The 22,969-nt window shown below is 62.7% G+C and carries 20 protein-coding genes, 1 tRNA gene and 1 pseudogene; 12 read left to right on the top strand and 10 right to left on the bottom strand.

Translation table 11 applies throughout. The annotated features are described in order from the left end of the window. Positions 1–32: 32 nt before the first annotated feature. From PVA39_RS06520 to queA, 6 genes are all read right to left on the bottom strand, one after another. Positions 33–575 (bottom strand): glycine zipper 2TM domain-containing protein, encoded by a 543-nt coding sequence (locus PVA39_RS06520; RefSeq protein ID WP_027903421.1) that lies wholly within the window; start codon positions 573–575, stop codon positions 33–35. Positions 576–702: 127 nt separating this feature from the next. Beyond that, positions 703–1,623: a protein translocase subunit SecF gene (secF, locus tag PVA39_RS06515; protein ID WP_274123336.1), complete on the bottom strand. Its 921-nt coding sequence runs from the start codon at positions 1,621–1,623 to the stop codon at positions 703–705. 9 nt (positions 1,624–1,632) lie between these two features. Next, positions 1,633–3,501 carry a protein translocase subunit SecD gene (gene secD / locus PVA39_RS06510; RefSeq protein ID WP_274123335.1) on the bottom strand — a complete coding sequence of 623 codons (1,869 nt, stop codon included), beginning with the start codon at positions 3,499–3,501 and terminating at the stop codon, positions 1,633–1,635. A 73-nt stretch (positions 3,502–3,574) separates the two neighbouring features. Beyond that, positions 3,575–3,910, bottom strand: a complete 336-nt coding sequence (gene yajC / locus PVA39_RS06505) for a preprotein translocase subunit YajC (protein ID WP_013792399.1) — start codon at positions 3,908–3,910, stop codon at positions 3,575–3,577. A gap of 38 nt (positions 3,911–3,948) precedes the next feature. Beyond that, positions 3,949–5,064 carry a tRNA guanosine(34) transglycosylase Tgt gene (gene tgt, locus PVA39_RS06500; protein WP_274123441.1) on the bottom strand — a complete coding sequence of 372 codons (1,116 nt, stop codon included), beginning with the start codon at positions 5,062–5,064 and terminating at the stop codon, positions 3,949–3,951. A 14-nt stretch (positions 5,065–5,078) separates the two neighbouring features. Then, entirely contained in the window at positions 5,079–6,128 is a 1,050-nt protein-coding gene (gene queA / locus PVA39_RS06495) for a tRNA preQ1(34) S-adenosylmethionine ribosyltransferase-isomerase QueA (protein WP_274123440.1), read from the bottom strand. Between the two features lie 113 nt (positions 6,129–6,241). On the opposite strand from queA, the gene PVA39_RS06490 reads away from it, so the two are divergent. The 3 genes from PVA39_RS06490 to PVA39_RS06480 all read left to right on the top strand — a co-directional run bounded on the left by PVA39_RS06490 (position 6,242) and on the right by PVA39_RS06480 (position 7,474). Further along, a tRNA-Leu gene (locus PVA39_RS06490) sits at positions 6,242–6,326 on the top strand. Between the two features lie 343 nt (positions 6,327–6,669). Next, positions 6,670–6,882, top strand: coding sequence for a cold-shock protein (locus PVA39_RS06485; protein WP_003284681.1), 213 nt, complete (start codon positions 6,670–6,672; stop codon positions 6,880–6,882). A 97-nt stretch (positions 6,883–6,979) separates the two neighbouring features. Then, positions 6,980–7,474: an RDD family protein gene (locus PVA39_RS06480; protein WP_274123334.1), complete on the top strand. Its 495-nt coding sequence runs from the start codon at positions 6,980–6,982 to the stop codon at positions 7,472–7,474. Positions 7,475–7,534: 60 nt separating this feature from the next. On the opposite strand, the gene lptG is transcribed toward PVA39_RS06480, so the two are convergent. Next, a complete protein-coding gene (gene lptG, locus PVA39_RS06475; protein WP_274123333.1) occupies positions 7,535–8,596 on the bottom strand; it encodes an LPS export ABC transporter permease LptG in 1,062 nt (353 codons plus the stop codon). After that, complete coding sequence (lptF, locus tag PVA39_RS06470) at positions 8,589–9,701, bottom strand: LPS export ABC transporter permease LptF (protein ID WP_147174995.1); 1,113 nt, start codon at positions 9,699–9,701, stop codon at positions 8,589–8,591. Before lptF ends, lptG begins: the two co-directional genes overlap by 8 nt. A 144-nt stretch (positions 9,702–9,845) precedes the next feature. Between lptF and PVA39_RS06465 the strand changes: the two genes are divergently transcribed. From PVA39_RS06465 to rlmF, 8 genes are all read left to right on the top strand, one after another. Continuing rightward, on the top strand, positions 9,846–11,336 hold the full coding sequence (locus tag PVA39_RS06465) for a leucyl aminopeptidase (protein WP_274123332.1): 1,491 nt from the start codon (positions 9,846–9,848) through the stop codon (positions 11,334–11,336). 115 nt (positions 11,337–11,451) lie between these two features. After that, a complete protein-coding gene (locus tag PVA39_RS06460) occupies positions 11,452–11,871 on the top strand; it encodes a DNA polymerase III subunit chi (protein WP_274123331.1) in 420 nt (139 codons plus the stop codon). Between the two features lie 9 nt (positions 11,872–11,880). Continuing rightward, positions 11,881–12,288 carry a DNA polymerase III subunit chi gene (locus PVA39_RS06455; RefSeq protein WP_274123330.1) on the top strand — a complete coding sequence of 136 codons (408 nt, stop codon included), beginning with the start codon at positions 11,881–11,883 and terminating at the stop codon, positions 12,286–12,288. A 126-nt stretch (positions 12,289–12,414) separates the two neighbouring features. Further along, entirely contained in the window at positions 12,415–15,246 is a 2,832-nt protein-coding gene (locus tag PVA39_RS06450) for a valine--tRNA ligase (protein WP_274123329.1), read from the top strand. A gap of 202 nt (positions 15,247–15,448) precedes the next feature. Beyond that, entirely contained in the window at positions 15,449–16,828 is a 1,380-nt protein-coding gene (gene nhaD / locus PVA39_RS06445) for a sodium:proton antiporter NhaD (RefSeq protein ID WP_274123328.1), read from the top strand. A 12-nt stretch (positions 16,829–16,840) separates the two neighbouring features. Then, positions 16,841–17,137, top strand: a complete 297-nt coding sequence (locus PVA39_RS06440) for a winged helix-turn-helix domain-containing protein (RefSeq protein ID WP_274123326.1) — start codon at positions 16,841–16,843, stop codon at positions 17,135–17,137. Between the two features lie 24 nt (positions 17,138–17,161). Next, positions 17,162–18,991: an SLC13 family permease gene (locus PVA39_RS06435; protein WP_274123324.1), complete on the top strand. Its 1,830-nt coding sequence runs from the start codon at positions 17,162–17,164 to the stop codon at positions 18,989–18,991. A 180-nt stretch (positions 18,992–19,171) separates the two neighbouring features. After that, positions 19,172–20,164, top strand: a complete 993-nt coding sequence (gene rlmF / locus PVA39_RS06430) for a 23S rRNA (adenine(1618)-N(6))-methyltransferase RlmF (RefSeq protein WP_274123322.1) — start codon at positions 19,172–19,174, stop codon at positions 20,162–20,164. A 12-nt stretch (positions 20,165–20,176) separates the two neighbouring features. On the opposite strand, the pseudogene PVA39_RS06425 reads toward rlmF, so the two are convergent. Continuing rightward, positions 20,177–20,802: pseudogene (locus PVA39_RS06425) on the bottom strand (DUF998 domain-containing protein). A gap of 186 nt (positions 20,803–20,988) precedes the next feature. Here PVA39_RS06425 and PVA39_RS06420 point away from each other — a divergent pair. Next, positions 20,989–22,608 (top strand): NAD(P)/FAD-dependent oxidoreductase, encoded by a 1,620-nt coding sequence (locus tag PVA39_RS06420; protein ID WP_274123320.1) that lies wholly within the window; start codon positions 20,989–20,991, stop codon positions 22,606–22,608. 20 nt (positions 22,609–22,628) lie between these two features. Here the strand turns inward: PVA39_RS06420 and PVA39_RS06415 are convergent, their stop codons facing one another. Further along, positions 22,629–22,961 carry a Na+/H+ antiporter subunit G gene (locus PVA39_RS06415; protein WP_274123318.1) on the bottom strand — a complete coding sequence of 111 codons (333 nt, stop codon included), beginning with the start codon at positions 22,959–22,961 and terminating at the stop codon, positions 22,629–22,631. Between the last annotated feature and the right edge of the window lie 8 nt (positions 22,962–22,969).

The following is a 22,969-nucleotide window of genomic DNA, read 5'->3' as shown; positions in this document are numbered from 1 at the left end:
GGGAGCGCCTTTTCTGCATCTCCGCAGACGGATCATTCATCCGAGTCGGAATCGGCCAGCACCAGCTTGCCGTCGCGAACCGGAATCTTGCTGCCCGGCTCTTCGTCCATGCGCACACGACCGATCTTGCCATCCAAGTCGTATTTCACGTCATAACCAACGACCTTCTCGCTGGTGTCGTTAACCGTTTTGCAGCGGGTTTCGGTGGTGGTGTAGGTATCACGCGCCTGCATGCCTTCCTGCACCTTGTTGCCGGCATAACCGCCGCCGACCGCACCTGCCACGGTGGCGATCTTCTTGCCGTTACCGCCACCTACCTGATTGCCCAGCAGGCCACCAACCACGGCGCCGATTGCGGTACCAGCGATCTGATGCTGATCCTGCACCGGACGCTGACGGGTCACGGCTACATCGCGGCATTCTTCACGCGGGGTCTTGATGGTCTCGGTGACCGGCTTGACTGCCAGCACCTCGGCGTACTTGGGCGCGCTCACCATGCTATAGGTCGCTACGGCGCCACCAGCAGTGACACCGACGGCACCCAGCACAGCACCAACCAACAATGACTTGTTCATGCGAATCTCCTGATCACAACTGCGGCGCCTATATGCGCCCTACTCCCAGCCTTGGAAATGCAAAACGGGCGACAAGTTCCCTTGTCGCCCGCCTTTAGTGCAGCGCAGATGATGAACGAGTCACGCTTTATGGGCGGTCGTCGACACCTTCGGCGTCAGCGGCTGGAGGAATCAGATCCTCGGAAGTCAGCTTCAGCCAGATAAGCACCGGCGCACTGATGTACACCGACGAGTAGGTACCTACCACCACACCGATCAGCAGGGTCAGCGCGAAGCCGCCCAGGCTGTCGCCACCGAACACCAGCAGCGCGATCAGTGCCAGGGCGGTCGACAGGGAGGTGGCGATGGTACGCAGCAAGGTCTGGGTCACCGAGACATCGATGTTCTCGATGATGTCGGCCTTGCGCATCATCCGGAAGTTCTCGCGGATGCGGTCGTAGATGATGATGGTGTCGTTCAGCGAGTAGCCGACCATCGCCAGCACCGCCGCCAGCACGGTCAGATCGAACGGCACCTTGAAGAAGGCCAGGATGCCGAGCGTGACGATGATGTCGTGGGCCAAGGAGCCGACTGCGCCGACGCCGAACTTCCACTGGAAGCGAAAGGCCAGGTACAGCAGGATGCCGCCCAGAGCCAGCAGCATGGCCAGGCCGCCCTGGTCACGCAGCTCCTCACCTACCTGCGGGCCGACGAACTCGACGCGCTTGACCTCGAACGAGGTATCGGTATCGATCTTGCGCAGCGCGCTGGCCACTTCGTTGCCGAGATCTGGCGAATCACCGGCCAGGCGCACCAGCACGTCGGTGGTAGAGCCGAAGCTCTGCACCACGGCGTCGGTGTAACCGGCCTGACCAAGCTCACGCTTGATCAATTCCAGATCGGCCGGCTTCTCGTAGGCCAGCTCGATCAGCGTACCGCCAGTGAAATCCAGGCCGAAATTGAGGCCATGCTTGAACAGGCTACCCAGGCCGATGAGGCTGATAACCACGGTAATGGCGAACGCGATGTTGCGTATCGCCATGAAGGGAATGCGGGTTGGCAACTTCATGACTTCACCTTAAATCCACAATTTCTTGAAGTTACGGCCACCGAAGATCAGGTTGACCATGCCGCGGGTGAACATGATCGCCGTGAACATCGAGGTGATGATGCCCAGCGACAGCGTTACCGCGAACCCTTTCACCGGACCGGTGCCCAGCGCGAACAGAATCGCGCCAACCAACAGGGTGGTCAGGTTACTGTCGAGAATTGCCGAATAGGCGCGATCGAAACCTTCATGGATCGCCCGCTGAACCGACAGCCCCCTGGCCAGCTCTTCGCGAATCCGCGAGAAGATCAGCACGTTGGCATCGACCGCCATGCCCAGTGTCAGCACGATACCGGCGATACCAGGCAGGGTCAGCGTCGCGCCGATCACCGACATCAGGCCGACCAGCAGCGTCAGGTTGAATGCCAGGGCGATGGTGGCCAGAACCCCGAAGAAGCGATAGATGGCGATGATGAACAGCGACACGAAGATCATCGCCCACTCGGTGGACTCGATACCCTTTACGATGTTCTCGGCGCCCAGGCTCGGGCCGATGGTGCGCTCTTCAGCGAAGTACATCGGCGCGGCCAGGCCACCGGCACGCAGCAACAGCGCCAGCTCGGAGGACTCGCCCTGGCCGTTCAGGCCGGTGATGCGGAACTGGCTACCCAGCGGCGACTGGATGGTCGCCAGGCTGATGATCTGCTTCTCCTCCTTGAAGGAGTCGACCTGCACTTCCTGCTCGACGCCGTCGACCATCTGCTTCACGTAGCGGGTCTGCGGACGCTGCTCGATGAAGATCACCGCCATGCTGCGCCCGACATTGCTGCGGGTAGCGCGGTTCATCAGGTCTCCACCATGGCCATCCAGACGGATATTGACCTGCGGTCGGCCGTTTTCGTCGAAGCTCGCCTGGGCATCGGTCACCTGGTCACCGGTGATGATCAGCTCACGCTCGAGCTGCACCGGCGGACGACCTTCCTCACGGAAGCCGAACTGCTCAGTGGTGCCGCGCGGTGCATTCGGATCGGCCGCCAGACGGAATTCCAGGTTGGCGGTCTTGCCGAGAATACGCTTGGCTTCGGCGGTGTCCTGCACACCCGGCAGCTCGACCACGATGCGGTTGGCGCCCTGACGCTGCACCAGCGGCTCGGCGACGCCGAGTTCATTGACCCGGTTACGCACGGTGGTCAGGTTCTGGCGAATCGAATATTCGCGTATTTCGGCGATCTTGGCCGGCGTCAGCGTCACACGCAGCACCTGCTGACCGGCACGCTCCTGCGCCTCGAGGTTGAAATCCTTGTAATCCTTGCGGATCAGCTGTTCGGCCTTGGCCAGGGTGTCGCTGTCGGCGAAGCCCAGCTGGATGGCGCCGCCTTGCTGCGGCATGCTGCGGTAACGCACGCGCTCCTTGCGCAGCAGGCTCTTGAGCTCGCCTTCGTAGACCTGGCGACGCACTTCCAAGGCCTTGTCCATGTCGACTTCGAGCAGGAAGTGCACACCGCCGGAGAGGTCGAGACCGAGCTTCATGGGGCTCGCGCCAACGCTGCGCAGCCAATCCGGCGTGGTCTGGGCCAGGTTCAGGGCCACTACGTAGTTGTCGCCCAGGGTCTTGCGCACGACATCCTTGGCCGGCAGCTGGTCGCCCTGGTCTTCCAGACGAATCAGGCCGCTGCGGCCGTGCTCGCCAACGTTCGATGCCTTGACCTCGATACCCGCCTCGGCCAGCGCCTTGCTGACGCGGTCGAGATCGGCTTGCGCGATGGTCTGCGCCGAACTGGCCCCGCTGATCTGGATTGCCGGATCATCGGGGTAAAGATTGGGTGCGGAATAAATCAGACTGACGATCAGCACAACTGCGATCAGCAGGTACTTCCACAAAGGGTATTTGTTGAGCATGAATGACGCCGCCCGCTTATGACGCGGGGCGCAATATGCGCCCCGCGGGATGGATGAAACTGGAACAGAGAAATCAGATGGCTTTCAGCGTGCCCTTGGGCAGGGTTGCCGCAACGGCGCCTTTCTGGATCTTCAGCTCGACGGTGTCGGACACCTCGATGACCACGAAGTCGTCGCTGACCTTGGAAACCTTGCCGGCGATGCCGCCGCTGGTTACCACTTCGTCACCCTTCTGCAGGTTGCCGAGCAGGTTCTTGTGCTCCTTGGCGCGCTTGGCCTGGGGACGCCAGATCATCAGGTAGAAGATGACCAGGAAGCCGATCAGGAAGATCCACTCGAAACCGGTACCAGCTGGGCCGGCAGCAGGGCCAGCGGCATCAGCGTAGGCAGCGGGAATAAAAAAGCTCATTTGACACTCCTGTTGAAAGATCTTTTGGCCATCGAAAGTCAGTCCAGCGGCGGCGTTGGCAGGCCGCGCCGGGCGTAGAAGGCATCGACAAAGGCGGCCAATGTACCCTGTTGAATTGCCTCGCGCAAACCAGCCATGAGGCGCTGGTAATGGCGCAAGTTATGGATTGTATTCAACATGCTGCCGAGCATTTCGCCGCACTTATCCAAATGGTGCAGGTAGGCGCGCGAGAAGTGTTTGCAGGTGTAACAGTCGCAGGTCGGATCCAGCGGCGAGTCGTCATGCCGATGGAACGCGTTGCGGATCTTCAGCACGCCGGTGTCGACGAACAGGTGGCCATTGCGCGCATTGCGGGTCGGCATCACGCAGTCGAACATGTCCACACCACGGCGTACGCCTTCGACCAGGTCTTCGGGCTTACCAACACCCATCAGATAACGCGGCTTGTCGCTGGGCATCTGCCCAGGCAGGTAGTCGAGCACCTTGATCATTTCTTCCTTGGGCTCACCCACCGACAGCCCGCCAATAGCCAGGCCGTCGAACTCCAGCTCACTCAAGCCTTCCAGCGAGCGCATACGCAGCGATTCGTGCATGCCGCCTTGAACGATACCGAACAGCGCCGCCGTGCTCTCGCCATGGGCGATCTTGGAACGCTTGGCCCAGCGCAGCGACAGCTCCATGGAAGTCTTGGCCACGTCAAACTCGGCCGGGTACGGCGTGCACTCGTCGAAGATCATCACGATGTCCGAGCCCAGGTCACGCTGCACCTCCATGGACTCTTCCGGCCCCATGAACACCTTGGAGCCATCGACCGGCGAGGCGAAGGTCACGCCCTCCTCCTTGATCTTGCGCATCGCCCCCAGACTGAACACCTGGAAGCCGCCGGAATCGGTGAGGATCGGCCCCTGCCACTGCATGAAATCGTGCAGGTCGCCGTGGCGCTTGATTACTTCGGCGCCCGGGCGCAGCCACAGGTGGAAGGTGTTGCCGAGAATGATCTGCGCGCCGATGGCCTCGATATCCCGCGGCAGCATGCCCTTGACCGTGCCATAGGTGCCCACCGGCATGAACGCCGGGGTTTCCACCACCCCGCGCGGGAACGTCAGGCGGCCGCGACGGGCCTTGCCGTCGGTGGCGAGCAGTTCGAAGGACATGCGGCAGCTGCGCGTCATACTGAAACCTCGGGCCCGCGCGCGGCGGGATTGCGGGTGATGAACATGGCATCACCGTAACTGAAGAAGCGATAACCCTCGGCCACGGCCTCGGCATAGGCCGCCATGGTTTCGGGGTAGCCGGCGAATGCGGACACCAGCATCAGCAGGGTCGATTCCGGCAGGTGAAAATTGGTGACCAGGGCGTCGACCACATGGAAGGGCCGACCCGGGTAGATGAAGATGTCGGTATCGCCACTGAAGGGCTTGAGCTCGCCATCGCGGGCAGCGCTTTCCAGGGAGCGGACGCTGGTGGTACCCACCGCAACCACCCTACCGCCACGGGCGCGACAGGCCTCAACGGCGTCGACCACGTCCTGGCTAACCTCCAGCCACTCGCTGTGCATATGATGATCTTCGATACGCTCCACGCGCACCGGCTGGAAGGTACCCGCGCCCACATGCAGGGTGACGAAGGCGCTCTCGACGCCTTTCTCGCGCAGCGCAGCCAGCAGCTCGTCATCGAAATGCAGCCCCGCCGTGGGCGCTGCGACGGCACCGGCTTTCTGCGCGTAGACGGTCTGATAGCGCTCGCGGTCGGCGGCGTCATCCGGCCTGTCTATATAAGGAGGCAACGGCATGTGCCCGACACGCTCGAGCAGCGGCAGCACCGGCTCCTCGAAACACAGCTCGAACAACGCATCGTGACGGGCCAGCATCTGCGCCTGGGCGCCGCCATCGATATCGATCAGCGAACCCGGCTTCGGCGACTTGCTCGAACGGATATGGGCCAGTACGCGGTGCTCGTCGAGCACGCGCTCGACCAGGATCTCCAGCTTGCCGCCAGTAGCCTTCTGCCCGAACAGACGTGCCGGGATCACCCGGGTGTTGTTGAACACCATCAGGTCGCCGGGTCGCAGGTATTCGAGCAGGTCGGCGAACTGCCGGTGAGCCAGCGCACCACTGGCGCCATCGAGGATCAGCAGTCGGCTGGCACGACGCTCGGCAAGGGGGTGACGGGCGATCTGCTCGTCAGGCAGGTCGAAATGAAAGTCGGCAACGCGCATGATCGGAAGTGTGTCGTACTGCAGGGCGGAGCAGCTTACCGGAATTCCCTGCAAGTGACCACGCGAGCGCATTGACCAATGGCATCTTGCTCCCTATACTGCGCCGCCATTGTGCCCCGGTGGCGGAACCGGTAGACGCGGCGGATTCAAAATCCGTTTTCGAAAGAAGTGGGAGTTCGAGTCTCCCCCGGGGCACCATATATCCTTCAACTGTTGCCAATTTGTGACAGTTCGCACTGAAACAGTGCCGAGTGTCGCCTCGACGCACTTGCTTGAGCCATTATAAAAACCCATCTGAATCTGCACCAAACACTCACGTAAATTACGTGGGTTTTCGCGTGCCCGAAGGGTTGGCATTTGCGCAAAAGTTAGCGTAGAGTTCAGCCACTGTGTTTGCATGGGTCGCCGAGAATCGTGACCTGATGCAGTAGATCGCCCTAGATCCGCTACATCCCGTTCGACTTCCATCACTCCTTGCAACCAGTCTTCAGTCCTCTACACATGGAGGCTGTCATCAACTCAAGTTCCAAGGATAAGAGACATGTCGAATCGTCAGAACGGTACCGTCAAGTGGTTTAACGACGAGAAAGGTTTTGGTTTTATCACTCCAGAAAGCGGTCCGGATCTGTTCGTACATTTCCGCGCTATCGAAGGTAACGGCTTCAAGAGCCTGAAAGAAGGCCAGAAAGTTAGCTTCGTTGCTGTACAAGGTCAAAAAGGCATGCAGGCTGACCAGGTTCAAATCCAGGAATAAGCCGCCGCTCTAAAAAACCCCTGACTCACGTCAGGGGTTTTTTTATGTCTGCAACTTAGCATCCGTGCTTTAACCGTCATCCACGCGAATCCCGACAATGCCCAACCACGCACTGCGCCCCCAGGGCGATTTTCCTCCGGCAAGCCTCGGCCGGCGCCTGGCCGCCATGCTGTATGACAGCTTTCTGTGCATCGCCCTGCTGATCGTCGTGGGTTTTGTCTACAAGCTGATCCAGATGGCCATCTATGGCGAAGCGCAGTTGCGGCAATGGGCCGACGCCGGCGCCCTGGATCATGACCCGCTGCTTTCCAGCCTGCTATTGCTGAGCCTGTTCGGCTTCTTCGCCAAGTTCTGGACCCACGGCGGTCAGACCCTGGGCATGCAGGTGTGGGGCATTCGCGTCCAGAACGCGGACGGCACAGCGATCAGTCTCTGGCAGGCGCTGCTGCGTTTTCTGATCGCGATGGCGTCCTGGCTGGCGCTGGGACTGGGCTTTCTATGGGTGCTGATCGACAAGCGCAAACGCAGCTGGCACGACCTGTACTCGAACAGCATCATCGTGCGCCTGCCCAAGCAGGCGCATCGCAAATGAAGAGTGCTGGAGAAATGAAACGGCGTGCCCTCTCCCATTAAAGGAAAGGGCACGCGTCGATCAGCCAGCCCGGCGTAGCAGCCAGAGCCCGGCGATAGCGCAGATGCTCGCTGGGATCAGCACGGCCAGCAGCGGCGAGAAGCCGAATACCTGGCTCGACGGCCCCAGCAGATCCTGGGCGATGCGGAACACGAAGCCCACCAGCACACCAGTGAACACGCGCTGGCCGAGGGTGACCGAACGCAGCGGGCCGAAGATGAAGGAAATCGCCATCAGCACCAGTGCGGCAGTGACCAGCGGCTGCAACACCTTGGTCCAGAACGCCAGCCAATAATTGCTGTTGTTCAGCCCCTGCTCCTTCAGATAGTGGATATAGCTCCACAAACCGGTGATCGACAGTGCCTCGGGCTCCAGCACCACGGTGCCGAGCAGCTGCGGACTGAGCTGGATATCCCAGCGCTCGGTCGGCGCCTTGACGACCTCGGTGCGACGATCATGGAACAGCGTGGTCGTCACATCCTCCAGTTCCCAATAGCTGCCTCCGTAGGTGGCCCGACGCGCGAAGCTGGAGGCTTCTAGACGGCGCTCGTCATCGAAGCGATAACGGGTGACCCCGAACAGCACACCGCTTGGCTGCACGGCATTGATATGCACGAACTCCTGGCCCTGGCGGTGCCACATACCCCGCTTGGCGGTCTGCGCCTCGCCACCACCCTGAGCCATTGCACGGCTGGCCTGGGCCTGGTTTTCGGTCCAGGGCGCCACGTACTCGCCGATCAGAATGCCGACCAGCATCAGTGCCAGCATCGGCTTCATCACGCCCCAGACGATGCGGCCGATGGACACACCGGCCGCGCGCATGATGGTCAGCTCGCTGTTGCTGGCCAGGGTACCCAGACCGATCAGGCAGCCCACCAGAGCCGCCATCGGCAGCATGTCGTAGATCCGCCGCGGCGCGGTCAGGAATACGTACCACAGCGCATCACCGATACCATAGTTGCCTTCGATATCGCCCAGTTCGTCGATAAGCGCGAACAGCAGAGCCAGGCCGACGATGATGCCGAGCACAGCCAGAATGGCGAACAGCACCTGCACGCCAATGTAACGATCCAGCTTAGACACGCGCATTCTCCCGACGGCTAACCAACTTCAGACGCAGCGGCTCCCAATAAAGCAACGCCAGGCCAACCAGCAGGAACAGCAGGTGCACGCCCCACAGCCCGATGTAGGGCGAAATACGCCCCTTATCCAAGGCGCTGCGCGCGGCCACCAGCAGCCCAAGGTAAGTCATGTACAAGAGAATCGCCGGCAACAGCTTGAGGAAGCGACCCTGGCGCGGATTGACCCGCGACAGCGGCACGGCCATCAGGGTGACGATGAACACCAGCAGCGGAATGGACAGACGCCATTGCAGCTCGGACTGCATGCGCGGCTCGTCGCTGCCGAACAGCTGCGAGGTCGGAATCGCCTCACGCTCGCTGATGTCTGCCGCCACCGACGGTTTGGGCAGCAGCACGCCGTAGGTGTCGTACTGGATCACCCGATAATCGGCCTGGCCCGGATTGCCGTCATAACGGTAACCGTTCTCCAGAATCAGGTAGCGACTGCCATCGGGCTGCACTTCCTGGCGGCCACTCTCGGCGACCAGCACGCTGATGCCGCGATCCTTGTCGCCTTCGCGGGACACGCGCTTGTCGGAAATGAAGATACCGCCCAGCTCGGTGCGATCGTCCGACAGCTCACGGGTGTAGGTGACCCGTGAGCCATTGCGCATGGACTGGAAGCGCCCGGGCACCAGGGTATCGAACTCGGTCAAAGCGTCCTGCTGATTGAGGATCCTCGCCACCTGGGTCACGCCTTGAGGCGCCAGGCCCATGCTCAGCCATGCCACCAGCAGCGCCACCACGGTGGCCGGCGCCAGGCTGTAGAGAAACAGCCGCTGCTGGCTCATACCGGTGGCCGAAAGCACGGTCATCTCGCTGTCCAGGTACAGCCGTCCATACGCCAGCAAAAAGCCCAGAAACAGGCCCAGCGGCAGGATCAGCTGCAGGAAACCGGGCAAGCGAAAGCCCATGATCAGAAACAGCACGCTCGGATCGAGTACACCTTGGGCCGCCTGGGCCAGGTACTTGATGAAGCGGCCACTCATGATGATTACCAGCAGTACGGCGCTCACCGCACTCAGGGTAACCAGAACCTCTCGGGACAAATATCGGAAGACGATCAAACAGACACTCCAGGGTTGTCAGGCTCAGGCGGCTGTGCTCAAACTAGCCGAACTGCATGCTGGCGCGCACTTTCGAGCGAACCGGCCGAAAAATTTGTCGTCATTATCCTGAATTCGCGACTCGTTGTCTTGGGGACACCACGCATGGAATTTCTCGTCAAAAGCGCTCGCCCGGAAACACTGAAAACCGCCACTCTGATCATCCCTGTTGGTGAAGGCGGCAAACTCGCCGCTACCGCCAAGGCCGTGGACGCAGCCAGCGGCGGCGCTATTGCTGCCCTGCTCAAGCGCGGCGACCTGGCCGGCAAGCCTGGCCAGACCCTGCTGGTTCACGGTGTAGCCAACCTCAAGGCCGAGCGCGTACTGCTGGTCGGCACCGGTAAAGACGCCGAACTGTCTGACCGCCAACTGCGCAAATTGATCGCCTCTGTTTATGGCGTGCTGAAAACCCTGGGCGGCAGCGATGCGCTGCTGGCCCTGCAGGATGTGCAGGTAAAGGGTCGCGACGCTTACGGCAAAGCCCGCCTCATCGTCGAGAGCCTGGTCGATGCCGGCTATCAGTTCGACCGTTTCAAGAGCCAGAAGGCCACGCCCGGCGCTCTGAAGAAGATCACCCTGATCAACGACAAGGCCGACACCGCCGCCGTCGAGCGCGCCACCCGCGAAGCGCGTGCCATCGCCATCGGCATGGCGCTTACCAAGGATCTGGGCAACCTGCCGCCGAACATCTGCCACCCCAGCTACCTCGCCGAGCAGGCCAAGGAACTGGGCAAGGCGCACAAGAACCTCAAGGTCGAAATCCTCGACGAGAAGAAGCTGCAAACTCTCGGCGCTGGCGCCTTCCTGGCCGTGGGCCAGGGCAGCGAGCAGCCGCCGCGCATGATCGTCATGCAATACAACGGCGGCAAGAAAGGCGAGAAGCCCCACGCCCTCGTCGGTAAAGGCATCACCTTCGACACCGGCGGCATCAGCATCAAGCCGGCCGCCGGCATGGATGAAATGAAGTACGACATGGGCGGCGCTGCCAGCGTGTTCGGCACCCTGCGTGCCGTGCTCGAACTGCAACTGCCGATCAACTTGGTATGCCTGCTGGCCTGCGCCGAGAACATGCCAAGCGGCGGCGCCACCCGCCCGGGCGACATCGTCACCACCATGAGCGGCCAGACCGTGGAAATCCTCAACACCGACGCCGAAGGCCGCCTGGTGCTGTGCGACACCCTGACCTACGCCGAGCGCTTCAAGCCGCAATCGGTGATCGACATCGCCACTCTCACAGGCGCCTGCATCGTCGCCCTGGGCAGCAACGTCTCGGGCCTGATGGGCAACGACGACGAACTGATCAACCAGATCCTCGCCGCCGGCCGCCAGGCCGACGACCGCGCCTGGCAACTGCCGCTGTACGATGAATACCAGGAGCAACTGGACAGCCCGTTCGCCGACATCGCCAACATAGGCGGGCCGAAAGCCGGCACCATCACCGCCGGCTGCTTCCTGTCGCGCTTCACTAAGTCCTACAAGTGGGCGCACCTGGATATCGCCGGCACCGCCTGGATCAGCGGCGGCAAGGACAAGGGCGCCACTGGCCGCCCGGTGCCATTGCTGACTCAGTACCTGCTCGACCGCGTACAGGCCTGACCGGCAATGATGTGAGGGTGGCCGCCCTGGCTACCCTCACCGCCGAACACATGACGATGCTGCCCACCGCGCTTTTCGCTTGAAGCTTGCCGCTTGAAGCCCGACACTTGCCGCCATGCCCCGAATCGAATTCTACGTACTGTCGTCGGCCACTGCTGCCGAGCGCCTGCGCGCTGCCTGCCAACTGGCGGGTAAAGCCTGGCGAGCCGGCCTGCCGGTGTTTCTGCGCGGTCGCGACAGCGCGCAATGCCACGAACTCGACGAGCTGCTCTGGCGAGCCCGCCAGGAGAGCTTCATCCCCCACGGCCTGCATCAGGATGATCCGCACGGGCCGGTGGTAATCGGCCTGGACGAAGAGCCAGCGGCGCAGCAGGCGGTGCTGATCAACCTCAGCAGCACGCTCAGCCCGCACATCGACCGTTTCAGCCGGGTGATCGAGATCGTCAACCAGGAACCCGACCTGCTGACCGCCTGCCGGGAGAATTTCCGCAGCTACCGGCAGCGCGGCTATGATCCCAAACGTGTCGAACTGTAGACCCCTGCCATGGACAACCTGAACCCTCCCCACAAGCCTGCCGCTCTGCTCAGCGACCTCGAATCGATTCGCGAACTGCTCGACGACGACTTCGACCCGCCGCTGCTCACCGACACCTTCGACCCGGCCGACATCCCGGTGCTCTCCGACGTAGTGCGCGCCCCCGAACCGGTGCTCGCCGCGCAACCAGCCCTTGCGGTCAGCGCCGCCGGCATTGCTTCCGAGGACGAGCTGCGCCAGACCGTGCAGCGCGCCATCGGCCGCGACAACGAGATCAACCGCCTGGACACCGAGCTGCGCGCTGCAGCGCAACTGCTACTACAGGACGTGATCGACGATTTCGTGCCGCAGATCGAGGCCGAACTCAAGCGCCGCCTGCAGGCGCGCCTCAACCGCCTGCTGCCGCCACGTCGCTGACCCTCCCCCTGCCCTGACAGCGTTTTCCTCGCTCGACCGATAGCCGCGAGAGCGGAAGAAAACTGCGCGGCGGTTGGTTATACTGCTCGGCTTTTCCGATCAGACGCCAGAAGGGTCCCGCCGCGCATGGACAAGACCTACCAGCCCCACGCCATCGAAACCGCCCTGTACGAAAACTGGGAGGCGAAAGGCTACTTCGCTCCGCAGGGTTCGGGTGAGCCCTACACCATCATGATCCCGCCGCCGAACGTCACCGGCAGCCTGCACATGGGCCACGGCTTCAACAACGCGATCATGGATGCGCTGATCCGTTTCCGCCGCATGCAGGGCCGCAACACCCTGTGGCAGCCGGGTACCGACCACGCCGGTATCGCCACCCAGATGGTGGTGGAGCGTCAACTGGCCGCTCAAGGCATCGACCGCCACGATCTGGGCCGCGAGAAGTTCTTAGGCAAGGTCTGGGAATGGAAGAACGAGTCCGGTGGCACCATCACCCGGCAGATCCGCCGCCTGGGCAGCTCGGTGGACTGGTCGCGCGAGCGCTTCACCATGGATGACGGCCTGTCCGAAGCGGTCAAGGAAGCCTTCGTGCGTCTGCACGAGGACGGCCTGATCTACCGCGGCAAGCGCCTGGTCAACTGGGACACCAAGTTCCACACCGCGATCTCCGACCTCGAAGTGGAAAACCACGACGAGAAAGGCCACCTGTGGAACCTGCGCTACCCGTTGGCCGACGGCAACAAGACCGCCGAAGGCAACGATTACCTGATCGTCGCCACCACCCGCCCGGAAACCCTGCTCGGCGACGCCGCCGTGGCCGTGCACCCGGAAGACGAGCGCTACAAGGCGCTGATTGGCCAGTACGTCGAGCTGCCACTGGTGGGCCGCCGCATCCCGATCATCGCCGACGATTACTGCGACCCGGAGTTCGGTACCGGCTGCGTGAAGATCACCCCGGCCCACGACTTCAACGACTACGAAGTCGGCAAGCGCCACAACCTGCCGCTGATCAACATCTTCGACAAGGACGCCGCCGTCCTGCCGGGCGCGCAGATTTTCAACCTCGACGGCAGCGTCAACGCTCTGCTCGACGCCAGCCTGCCCGCTGCCTACGCCGGCCTGGATCGCTTCGAGGCACGCAAGCGCATCGTCGCCGACATCGACGCCCTGGGCCTCCTGGACAAGATCGACGACCACGCCCTGAAGGTGCCCAAGGGCGACCGCTCCGGTACTGTCATCGAGCCATGGCTGACCGATCAGTGGTACGTCTCCACCAAACCGTTGGCCGAAAAGGCCATCGCAGTGGTCGAGAGCGGCGAAATCCAGTTCGTGCCCAAGCAATACGAAAACATGTACTTCAGCTGGATGCGCGACATCCAGGACTGGTGCATCAGCCGTCAGCTGTGGTGGGGCCACCGCATTCCGGCCTGGTACGACGAAGCCGGCAACGTCTACGTGGGCCGCGACGAAGCCGAAGTCCGTGCCAAGCACAGCCTGGGCGACATCGCCCTGCGCCAGGACGATGACGTGCTGGACACCTGGTTCAGCTCCGGCTTGTGGACCTTCTCGACCCTCGGCTGGCCCGAGCAGACCGACTTCCTGAAGACTTTCCACCCCACCGACGTGCTGGTCACCGGTTTCGACATCATCTTCTTCTGGGTCGCCCGGATGATCATGATGTCCACCCACCTGACCGGGCAGATTCCGTTCAAGACCGTCTACGTACACGGCCTGGTGCGCGACGGCCAGGGCCAGAAGATGTCCAAGTCCAAGGGCAACGTGCTCGACCCGCTGGACATCGTCGACGGTATCGACCTGGAAACCCTGCTGGCCAAGCGCACCAGCGGCATGATGCAGCCCAAGCTCGCCGAGAAGATCGCCAAACAGACCAAGGCCGAATTCCCGGAAGGCATCGCCAGCTACGGCACCGACGCCCTGCGCTTCACCTTCTGCTCGCTGGCCACCACCGGCCGCGACGTGAAGTTCGACATGGGCCGCGTCGAAGGCTATCGCAACTTCTGCAACAAGCTTTGGAACGCCGCCAACTTCGTCATCGAAAACACCGATGGCCAGGATACCGGTGTGAATGGTGAACAGGTCGATCTGTCGCCGGTCGATCGCTGGATCATCTCCGCGCTGCAGCGTTGCGAGCAGGACGTGACCCGCCACCTCGACGCCTTCCGCTTCGACCTGGCCACCCAGGCACTCTACGAATTCGTCTGGGACGAGTACTGCGCCTGGTACCTGGAGTTGGTCAAGCCGGTGCTGTGGGACGAGAACGCACCCATCGAGCGCCAGCGCGGCACCCGCCGCACCCTGGTGCGCGTGCTGGAAGTGATCCTGCGCCTGGCGCACCCGTTCATGCCATTCATCACCGAAGAAATCTGGCAGCGCATCAAGGGCCAGGCTGGTGTGCAGGGCGATACGCTGATGCTGCAACCGTGGCCGGTGGCCAACGAGACGCGCATTGATGCGGCCGCCGAAGGCGATATCGAGTGGGTGAAGCAACTGATGCTCGGCGTACGGCAGATCCGTGGCGAGATGAAGATCTCCATGGCCAAGCGCATCGACGTCATCCTCGCCAACGCCAATACCGAAGATCTGCGCCGCCTCAACGACAACGCCCCGCTGCTCAACAAGCTGGCCAAGTTCGAGTCGGTGAAGGTGCTGGCTGCTGGCGAACAAGCGCCAATGTCCGCCACTGCACTGGTCGGCGACATGCAGGTGCTGGTGCCCATGGCTGGCCTGATCGACAAGGAAGCCGAACTGGCGCGCCTGGACAAGGAAATCCAGCGCCTGGAAGGCGAAGCCAAGAGGGTTGGCGGCAAGCTGGCCAATGAAGGCTTCGTCGCCAAGGCGCCGGCTGAAGTGCTGGAGAAGGAACGGGCCAAGCTGGCCGAGGCCGAACAGGCGCTGAGCAATCTGGTCGAGCAGCGCGGCAAGATCGCCGCACTCTAAGCGCCACGCGTGAAGAAAAGCCCGCCCCACAAGAGGCGGGCTTTTTTATGCCGGTGATTGATCGGCCAGCCCAGGCCGGCGCCGCGCGGCGTATCGATTACGCCGCTGCGACAATCGAGGGCTTCCCTTTTACAAGCTGTTTCAGGCATCTTCCTCCGCCTACCGACCTCAGCCCCGATAAGAAATAAAAGGCGGATTCTCCATGTATGCGTTGATGGCAGTCGTGTTCGTTCTGGGTTACCTGTGCATCGCGCTGGAGCATCCGCTAAAGGTCGACAAGGCCGCCTCAGCCCTGCTCACCGCCGTTATCGTCTGGACGCTCCTGGTGATGGGCGCCGATAGCATCCTGCCGATGATCGGCTCCGGTACGGCAGGCTCCAGCATCAACACTCATCACGCCATCGAGGAACTTCGCCACCACCTGGGCGAGATTTCCGAGATCCTGTTCTTTCTCATGGGCGCCATGACCATCGTCGAACTGATCGACGCCCATGAAGGCTTCAAGGTCATCACCGATCGCATCCGCACCCACAAGCGTGTGCATTTGCTGTGGCTGGTGGGCCTGATCACCTTCTTCCTGTCCGCCGCACTGGATAACCTGGCGACCACCATCGTGATGATCTCGCTGCTGCGTAAACTGATCGCCGACAAGCATGAGCGCTGGTTCTATGCCGGCATCGTGGTAATCGCCGCCAACGCCGGCGGCGCCTGGTCGCCCATCGGTGACGTGACCACCACCATGCTGTGGATCGGCGGCCAGGTTACCGCCAGCGGCATCGTCACCAGCCTGTTCCTGCCCAGCCTGGTCTGCCTGGTGGCGCCGCTGATCGTCATGAGCTTCGTCCTGCGTGGCGAGATCGATTCACCGCGCGTGAACGAGAGCGACGAGAGCCGGCGTGATCCGACCACGCCCTTCGAACGCAATCTGGTGTTCGCCCTCGGCCTCGGCGCGCTGATCTTCGTGCCGGTGTTCAAGACCATCACCCACTTGCCGCCTTACATGGGCATTCTGTTCGGCCTCGGCGTGCTCTGGGTGGTGACCGAAATCATCCATCGCAGCAAGAACAGCGAAGAGAAGGATCCGCTTTCGGTGGTCGGCGTGCTGCGCCGTATCGATATCACCAGCGTGCTGTTCTTCCTCGGCATCCTGCTGGCCGTGTCGGCATTGTCCAGCGCCGGGCATCTGATACAGGTCGCCACCCTGCTCAAGGACGGCCTCGGTAACGTTTACAGCATCGCCCTGTCCATCGGCATGCTCTCGGCGGTGGTGGACAACGTGCCGATGGTCGCCGGTGCGATGAAGATGTACCCGCTGATCACCCCGCAGGCACTCACTCTCGCCGCCAACACCAGCGAGCTGCCCTGGTTGAGCCACTTCGTGGTCAATGGCAGTTTCTGGGAAATGCTCGCTTACTGTGCCGGTACCGGCGGTAGCTGCCTGATCATCGGCTCGGCCGCCGGTGTGGCGGCCATGGGCATGGAGAAAATCAACTTCATCTGGTACCTCAAACGCATCAGCGGCCTGGCCCTGCTCGGCTACCTGGCCGGCGCCGGCACCTATATGCTGATCGCCAGCCTTTAAGCGGAGCAAGACATGGATGTGAGCAAAACCAAGACCAGCTTCTACCGCCGCCTCTACGTGGCCTGGCTGATCGATAGCGGCGGCGCCGATAGCGTGCCTGCCCTGATGGCCGCCACCGGCATGCCTCGGCGCACCGCCCAGGACACCCTGAGCGCCCTGGAGGAATTGGATATCCGCTGCGAATTCCAGCAGCAGGACGGCGAACGCAACAATGCCGGCCGTTACCTGATCCGCGACTGGGGCGCCATCGACAAGCGCTGGATTGCGAACAACCTGCGGCAGATCAAGGCGGTACTGGGTTACCCCTGAGATACTCCCCGGCAAGGAGCGCAAATGAACATCGATCTGCTAATGGTACTCGGTCTGCTGCTCACGGCCGTGGTGCTGTTCGTCCTCAACAAACCGCGCATGGACGTGGTTGCACTGATGATCCTCGTCGCCCTGCCGCTGACCGGCGTGCTGACCATCCAGGAAACCCTGGCTGGCTTCGCCGACCCCAGCGTGATCCTGATCGCCGCGCTGTTCGTGATCGGTGAAGGCCTGGTGCGTACCGGCACCGCCTATCGCCTTGGCGACTGGCTGGTGGCCAAGGCAGGCAGCAGCGAAACCCGCTTGCTGATCCTGCTGATGGTGGCCGTGGCCGGGCTGGGCTCGGTGATGAGTTCCACCGGTGTGGTGGCGATCTTCATTCCGGTCGTACTCGGCGTGGCGGCGCGGCTGAAGATCGCGCCGGGCCGATTGATGATGCCGCTGGCCTTCGCCGGCCTGATCAGCGGCATGCTGACCCTGGTAGCCACGCCGCCGAACATGGTGGTGCACAGTGAGCTGCTGCGTGCCGGGCTGCCGGGTTTCAGTTTCTTCAGCTTTACGCCGATTGGCCTCGCCGTGCTGATGCTTGGCGTGTTCTACATGCTCGCCACCCGCCGCTGGCTGCAGCGCGACGTCGATAGCGACGCCTCCGCGCCCCCACGCCTGACGCTCGCCGATCTGGCCGACAGTTATCGCCTCAACGAACGCGAGCGCCGCTTGCGGGTGCGTGCCGACTCGCCGCTGGCCAATCAGGCGCTGGACGAACTGCAACTGCGCTCGCATTACGGCATCAACGTGATCGCCATGGAGCGCCAGCGACAGTTCCGCACCCTGTTGCTGATGGCCACCGGCAACACCCAGTTGCTGCCCGGCGACGTCCTGCTGGTCGACCTGGCCAGCCCGAGCATTGCGGTGCTCGGCGCCTATCAGGAACTGGGCCTGGAGCCGCTGCCGCTGGGTAATTCCTACTACAGCGCACATTCTCACGAACTCGGCTTGGCCGAGGTAGCGTTGCCGCCGGAGTCGCACCTGCCGGGCAAGAGCATTCAGGAACTGGGGCTGCGCAGCCGTTACAAGCTCAACGTGGTCGGCCTGCGTCGCCACGGCCAGGCGCTGGAAGGCCTGCTGGTGGACGAAAAACTGACCCACGCCGACACCCTTCTGGTGGCCGGCAGCTGGAAGCAGATCCATCACCTGCAGAGCCTCAACCGTGATTTTCTGGTGCTCAGCCTGCCCGCCGAGGTCGACGAAGTGGCGCCTGCCGCACGCAAGGCGCCCTATGCGCTGTTGAGCCTTGCGGTGATGGTCGCGCTGATGATCAGCGGCCTGGTGCCCAACGTCATGGCCGCGCTGATCGGTTGCCTGCTGATGGGCGCCTTTCGCTGTATCGACATGCCCAGTGCCTACCGTTCCATCCACTGGCCGAGCCTGATCCTGATCGTCGGCATGCTGCCGTTCGCCCTCGCCCTGCAGAAAACCGGCGGCATCGACCTGGCGGTGAACGGCCTGGTCGGCGCCCTCGGCAACGTCGGGCCACGGGTGATCCTCGCCAGCCTGTTCGCGGTTACCGCACTGATCGGCCTGTTCATCTCCAACACCGCGACTGCGGTGCTGATGGCGCCCGTGGGCATCGCCACCGCCCAGGCATTGAGCGTGTCGCCACTGCCATTCGCCATGACCGTTGCCCTCGCCGCCTCGGCCGCCTTCATGACACCAATTTCCTCGCCGGTGAACACCCTGGTGCTGGGGCCTGGTCAGTATCGCTTCGGGGATTTCGTGCGTATCGGCGTGCCGTTCACCATTCTGGTGATGATCGTCAGCGTGGTGATGGTGCCGTGGATATTTCCGCTGTAACAGGCTACTGGCTCGGGCATTAGGCATAACCTGTGGGAGCGGGCGGGAACCCCCGAGTCCATGCCCGCGATTCGCGCGCATGGCGCGCTCCCACAAACGCAGCGAATCAATGTTTGCACCAACAACCACCAAGCACACCACCCACAGCTGTGGGAAAATGCCCGGCCCGCCACTTCTGCAATGATCAGCATGCCCAGCAAACGCCCGTCCAAACCGCCCGCCCAATTCGCCGATAAAGGCCAACTCCACCCCCGCAATCGACATCAGGGGCGCTACGACTTTCCGGCGCTGATCAAGGCGAGTCCTGAGCTGGCGGCGTTCGTGATCATCAATCCCTACGGCAACCAGAGCATCGACTTCGCCAACCCGGCAGCGGTGAAGGTGTTCAACCGTGCGCTGCTCAAGCAGTTCTACGGCATCAGTCACTGGGACATTCCGGCCGACTACCTGTGCCCGCCGATTCCGGGGCGCGCCGATTACCTGCACTACCTGGCCGATCTGCTGGCCGGCGAGAACGGCGGCGAGATCCCACATGGCCCGTCCGTACGTGCCCTGGATATCGGCGTGGGCGCCAATTGCATTTACCCGCTGCTGGGTAACCGCGAATACGGCTGGCGTTTTCTGGGCGCGGACATCGCGCCCGAGGCCATTGCCTCGGCAACGGCCATCGTGCAAGCGAACTCGGGCCTGAGCGATCAGATCGAGCTACGCCTGCAGGCGGATGCCGGGCACGTCTTCAGCAATCTGTTGCAGAGCGACGAACGTTTCGAGTTGACCCTATGCAACCCGCCCTTCCACGCCTCGGCAGCCGAAGCCAGCAGCGGCAGCAAGCGCAAATGGCGCAACCTCGGCAAGCTCGACCCCAAGCGCAAACTGCCGGTGCTCAACTTCGGCGGCCAGGCAGCCGAGCTGTGGTGCCCGGGTGGCGAAGCAGCGTTCGTGACGCGACTGATCGGCGAAAGCGCCGAGCATCGTGACCAGGTGCTGTGGTTCAGCACGCTGATCTCCAAGGCCGGCAACCTGCCGGGTGTATACGCCACGCTGAAGAAGGTCGGAGCCGTAGACACACGCACGGTAGAAATGAGCCAGGGCCAGAAGCAGAGCCGCTTCGTGGCCTGGACCTTCCATACGGCCGAGCGGCGTCAGCGCTGGATGAATAGCCGCGCCAGCTGATCGCGGCACCCGTCAGCCCGGGCGGCGTAGCAGCATCAGCGCCAGCGCAGCCACCCACAGCAGCGATACGCCGTAATTGATGCGCTGAAAGAGCCCAAAACCATGGCCGCTCTCCAGCGCGCCGGCCATCAGCGGCAAGGCACCAAGGGCGACCAGCGTACAGGCCAGCGAAAACCAGGAGAAGCCAGGCAAGGCGAGCACGCGGCGAGCCAACCAAACCCACAGCCCGCTGGCCAGCAAAAGGCTGAAGGCCATGATCAGCCCGGCGAGGTTGTGCAGGTTCTGGCTGGTCGACGGATTCGCCGGCGCACAGCCGGCGTCACAGGCGAAATAACCGGTGCCGAAACTGCCCAGGCCGTGCAGCATGATCAGCAAGCCACTCAGGCGCGCCCATAGATTGTCGAAGCGCCGCAGCACGCAGGCACCGAACAGCAAGAACAGCACGCCAATGGGAAGTTGTTGATCAGCGGCGAGATACTTTGCGTCGGCGCACCCTCAGCGCCCAACAGGCTCATGGCCTGATCGACATGGCTGTAGCCGGGATACAGCGCACCGGCGATGGCCACCCCCAGCGCCAGCCACAAAGGCGTGATCAATCCTGCGAAATACCCGGCTTTGAGCGTCCCGTTGCTGTACATGGTGCGTCCTTTTGGTGTCATGAGTGTCCGTTCAGTGACGTGATCCTCGAGCGACGCGACACATCCGATCGCCCCACTGCCCGTCGACTGTGAAACGCCAACTGCAGCCTGCCGGGCATTTTTCGTCCATAATCGCCGCCCTCGAAAAAGCTGCCGGGTTGCCTCCGGCCCTGAAAGGACGATCTCATGCTGCGCATCACCGAACTGAAACTGCCCCTCGATCACGCCGACGACGCCCTACGCCCTGCCCTGGTCGAGCGCCTGGGCATCGCCGACAACGAACTGCTCGAGCTCAGCGTATTCAAGCGCAGCTACGATGCCCGCAAGAAGTCCGGTGATATGCCGTTCATCTACACCCTGGACTTCAGCGTGCGCGACGAGGCCGCCCTGCTGGCGCGCCTGGCCAACGACCGCAATCTCGGCATCGCCCCGGACGTCAGCTACAAGCCACTGACCGTCAGCGCCGAACAGCACCCGGCGCAGCGCCCGCTGGTGATCGGCTTCGGCCCGTGCGGCATCTTCGCTGCGCTGATTCTGGCGCAGATGGGCCTCAAGCCCATCGTGCTGGAGCGCGGCAAGGAAGTACGTCAGCGCACCAAGGACACTTGGGGCCTGTGGCGCAAGAAGGTGCTCGATCCCGAGTCCAACGTGCAGTTCGGCGAGGGCGGCGCCGGCACCTTTTCCGACGGCAAACTGTACAGCCAGATCAAGGACCCGAACCATTACGGGCGCAAGGTACTGGAAGAGTTCGTCAAGGCCGGCGCGCCGGAGGAGATCCTCTACGTCAGCAAGCCGCATATCGGCACCTTCCGCCTGACCGGCGTGGTCGCCACTATGCGTGAAGAGATCAAGGCCCTCGGCGGCGAGGTGCGCTTCCAGCAGCGCGTCAGCGACGTATTGATCGAAAACGGTCAACTGGTCGGTGTCGAGCTGGAAAGCGGCGAACAGCTGCACAGCCGCCACGTCATCCTGGCCCTTGGTCACAGCTCGCGCGACACCTTCCGCGCCCTGCACAAGCGTGGCGTGTTCATGGAGGCCAAGCCCTTCTCCGTGGGCTTTCGCATCGAGCACCCGCAGTCGCTGATCGACCGTGCGCGTCTCGGCAAATATGCCGGCCACCCGAAACTCGGCGCAGCCGACTACAAGCTGGTGCACCACGCCAAGAACGGCCGCTCGGTTTACAGTTTCTGCATGTGCCCGGGCGGAACCGTGGTAGCGGCCACCAGCGAGCCGCACCGGGTGGTCACTAATGGCATGAGTCAGTACTCGCGTAACGAGCGCAACGCCAACTCGGGCATCGTGGTCGGCATCACCCCGGAGCAGGATTATCCCGGCGGCCCGCTGGCTGGCGTCGAACTGCAGGAGCGTCTGGAATCCCACGCCTACGTACTGGGCGGCAGCAACTACGAAGCGCCGGGCCAGTTGGTCGGCGACTTCATCGCCGGCAAGCCGAGCACCGCACTGGGCAGCGTCGAGCCTTCCTACAAGCCGGGCATCAAGCTCGGTGACCTGGCGCCCTCGCTGCCGGACTTCGCCATCGAGGCGATCCGCGAAGCGCTGCCGGCCTTCGCCAAGCAGATCAGGGGCTTCGACCTGCACGACGCGGTGCTGACCGGCATCGAAACGCGCACCTCATCGCCGCTGCGCATCACCCGTGGCGAAGACCTGCAAAGCCTCAACGTACGCGGTCTGTTCCCGGCCGGTGAAGGTGCGGGTTATGCGGGTGGCATCCTGTCAGCGGGTGTCGATGGCATTCGTGTCGCCGAAGGTGTGGCGCGGGCGATTCTGAACGAGCAGGCTGGCTAAGCGCCAGCCGGTGGCTGTGCTCAGGATTCCCACGGCCGACCACGGGTGCGTCGCACCAGTTTGACCTTGTCCTGCATGGCGGCCTTGGCCAGCATGTGGGCGCTGACCGGCGCAGTAATGAACAGGAACAGGGTGATCAGCAGCTCGTGAATGCTTAGCCCCTCGGACTGATTACCAAAGAAGATCATCGAGGCTACTACCATGGCGCCTACGCCCAGGGTGGTGGCCTTGGTAGGACCGTGCAGGCGGGTGAAGAAATCCGGCAAGCGGTACAGGCCGATCGCGCCGATCAGCGCGAAGGTACAGCCCACCAGCAAGAAGAAGGCGACCAGCGCTTCGATCCAGAATGGCATGTTGACGA

The organism is Pseudomonas sp. CNPSo 3701 (assembly GCF_028674975.1).
Classification (GTDB): domain Bacteria; phylum Pseudomonadota; class Gammaproteobacteria; order Pseudomonadales; family Pseudomonadaceae; genus Aquipseudomonas; species Aquipseudomonas straminea.
The sequence above is the reverse complement of the archived record's forward strand: the minus strand, read 5'-3'. Positions and strand labels throughout refer to the sequence as shown.

Coding starts and splice junctions, on each gene's coding strand:
- PVA39_RS06520 (WP_027903421.1), bottom strand. CDS start 575: ATGAACAAGTCATTGTTGGTTGGTGCTGTGCTGGGTGCCGTCGGTGTC.
- secF (WP_274123336.1), bottom strand. CDS start 1,623: ATGAAGTTGCCAACCCGCATTCCCTTCATGGCGATACGCAACATCGCG.
- secD (WP_274123335.1), bottom strand. CDS start 3,501: ATGCTCAACAAATACCCTTTGTGGAAGTACCTGCTGATCGCAGTTGTG.
- yajC (WP_013792399.1), bottom strand. CDS start 3,910: ATGAGCTTTTTTATTCCCGCTGCCTACGCTGATGCCGCTGGCCCTGCT.
- tgt (WP_274123441.1), bottom strand. CDS start 5,064: ATGTCCTTCGAACTGCTCGCCACCGACGGCAAGGCCCGTCGCGGCCGC.
- queA (WP_274123440.1), bottom strand. CDS start 6,128: ATGCGCGTTGCCGACTTTCATTTCGACCTGCCTGACGAGCAGATCGCC.
- PVA39_RS06485 (WP_003284681.1), top strand. CDS start 6,670: ATGTCGAATCGTCAGAACGGTACCGTCAAGTGGTTTAACGACGAGAAA.
- PVA39_RS06480 (WP_274123334.1), top strand. CDS start 6,980: ATGCCCAACCACGCACTGCGCCCCCAGGGCGATTTTCCTCCGGCAAGC.
- PVA39_RS06465 (WP_274123332.1), top strand. CDS start 9,846: ATGGAATTTCTCGTCAAAAGCGCTCGCCCGGAAACACTGAAAACCGCC.
- PVA39_RS06460 (WP_274123331.1), top strand. CDS start 11,452: ATGCCCCGAATCGAATTCTACGTACTGTCGTCGGCCACTGCTGCCGAG.
- PVA39_RS06455 (WP_274123330.1), top strand. CDS start 11,881: ATGGACAACCTGAACCCTCCCCACAAGCCTGCCGCTCTGCTCAGCGAC.
- PVA39_RS06450 (WP_274123329.1), top strand. CDS start 12,415: ATGGACAAGACCTACCAGCCCCACGCCATCGAAACCGCCCTGTACGAA.
- nhaD (WP_274123328.1), top strand. CDS start 15,449: ATGTATGCGTTGATGGCAGTCGTGTTCGTTCTGGGTTACCTGTGCATC.
- PVA39_RS06440 (WP_274123326.1), top strand. CDS start 16,841: ATGGATGTGAGCAAAACCAAGACCAGCTTCTACCGCCGCCTCTACGTG.
- PVA39_RS06435 (WP_274123324.1), top strand. CDS start 17,162: ATGAACATCGATCTGCTAATGGTACTCGGTCTGCTGCTCACGGCCGTG.
- rlmF (WP_274123322.1), top strand. CDS start 19,172: ATGATCAGCATGCCCAGCAAACGCCCGTCCAAACCGCCCGCCCAATTC.
- PVA39_RS06420 (WP_274123320.1), top strand. CDS start 20,989: ATGCTGCGCATCACCGAACTGAAACTGCCCCTCGATCACGCCGACGAC.
- PVA39_RS06415 (WP_274123318.1), bottom strand. CDS start 22,961: ATGCCATTCTGGATCGAAGCGCTGGTCGCCTTCTTCTTGCTGGTGGGC.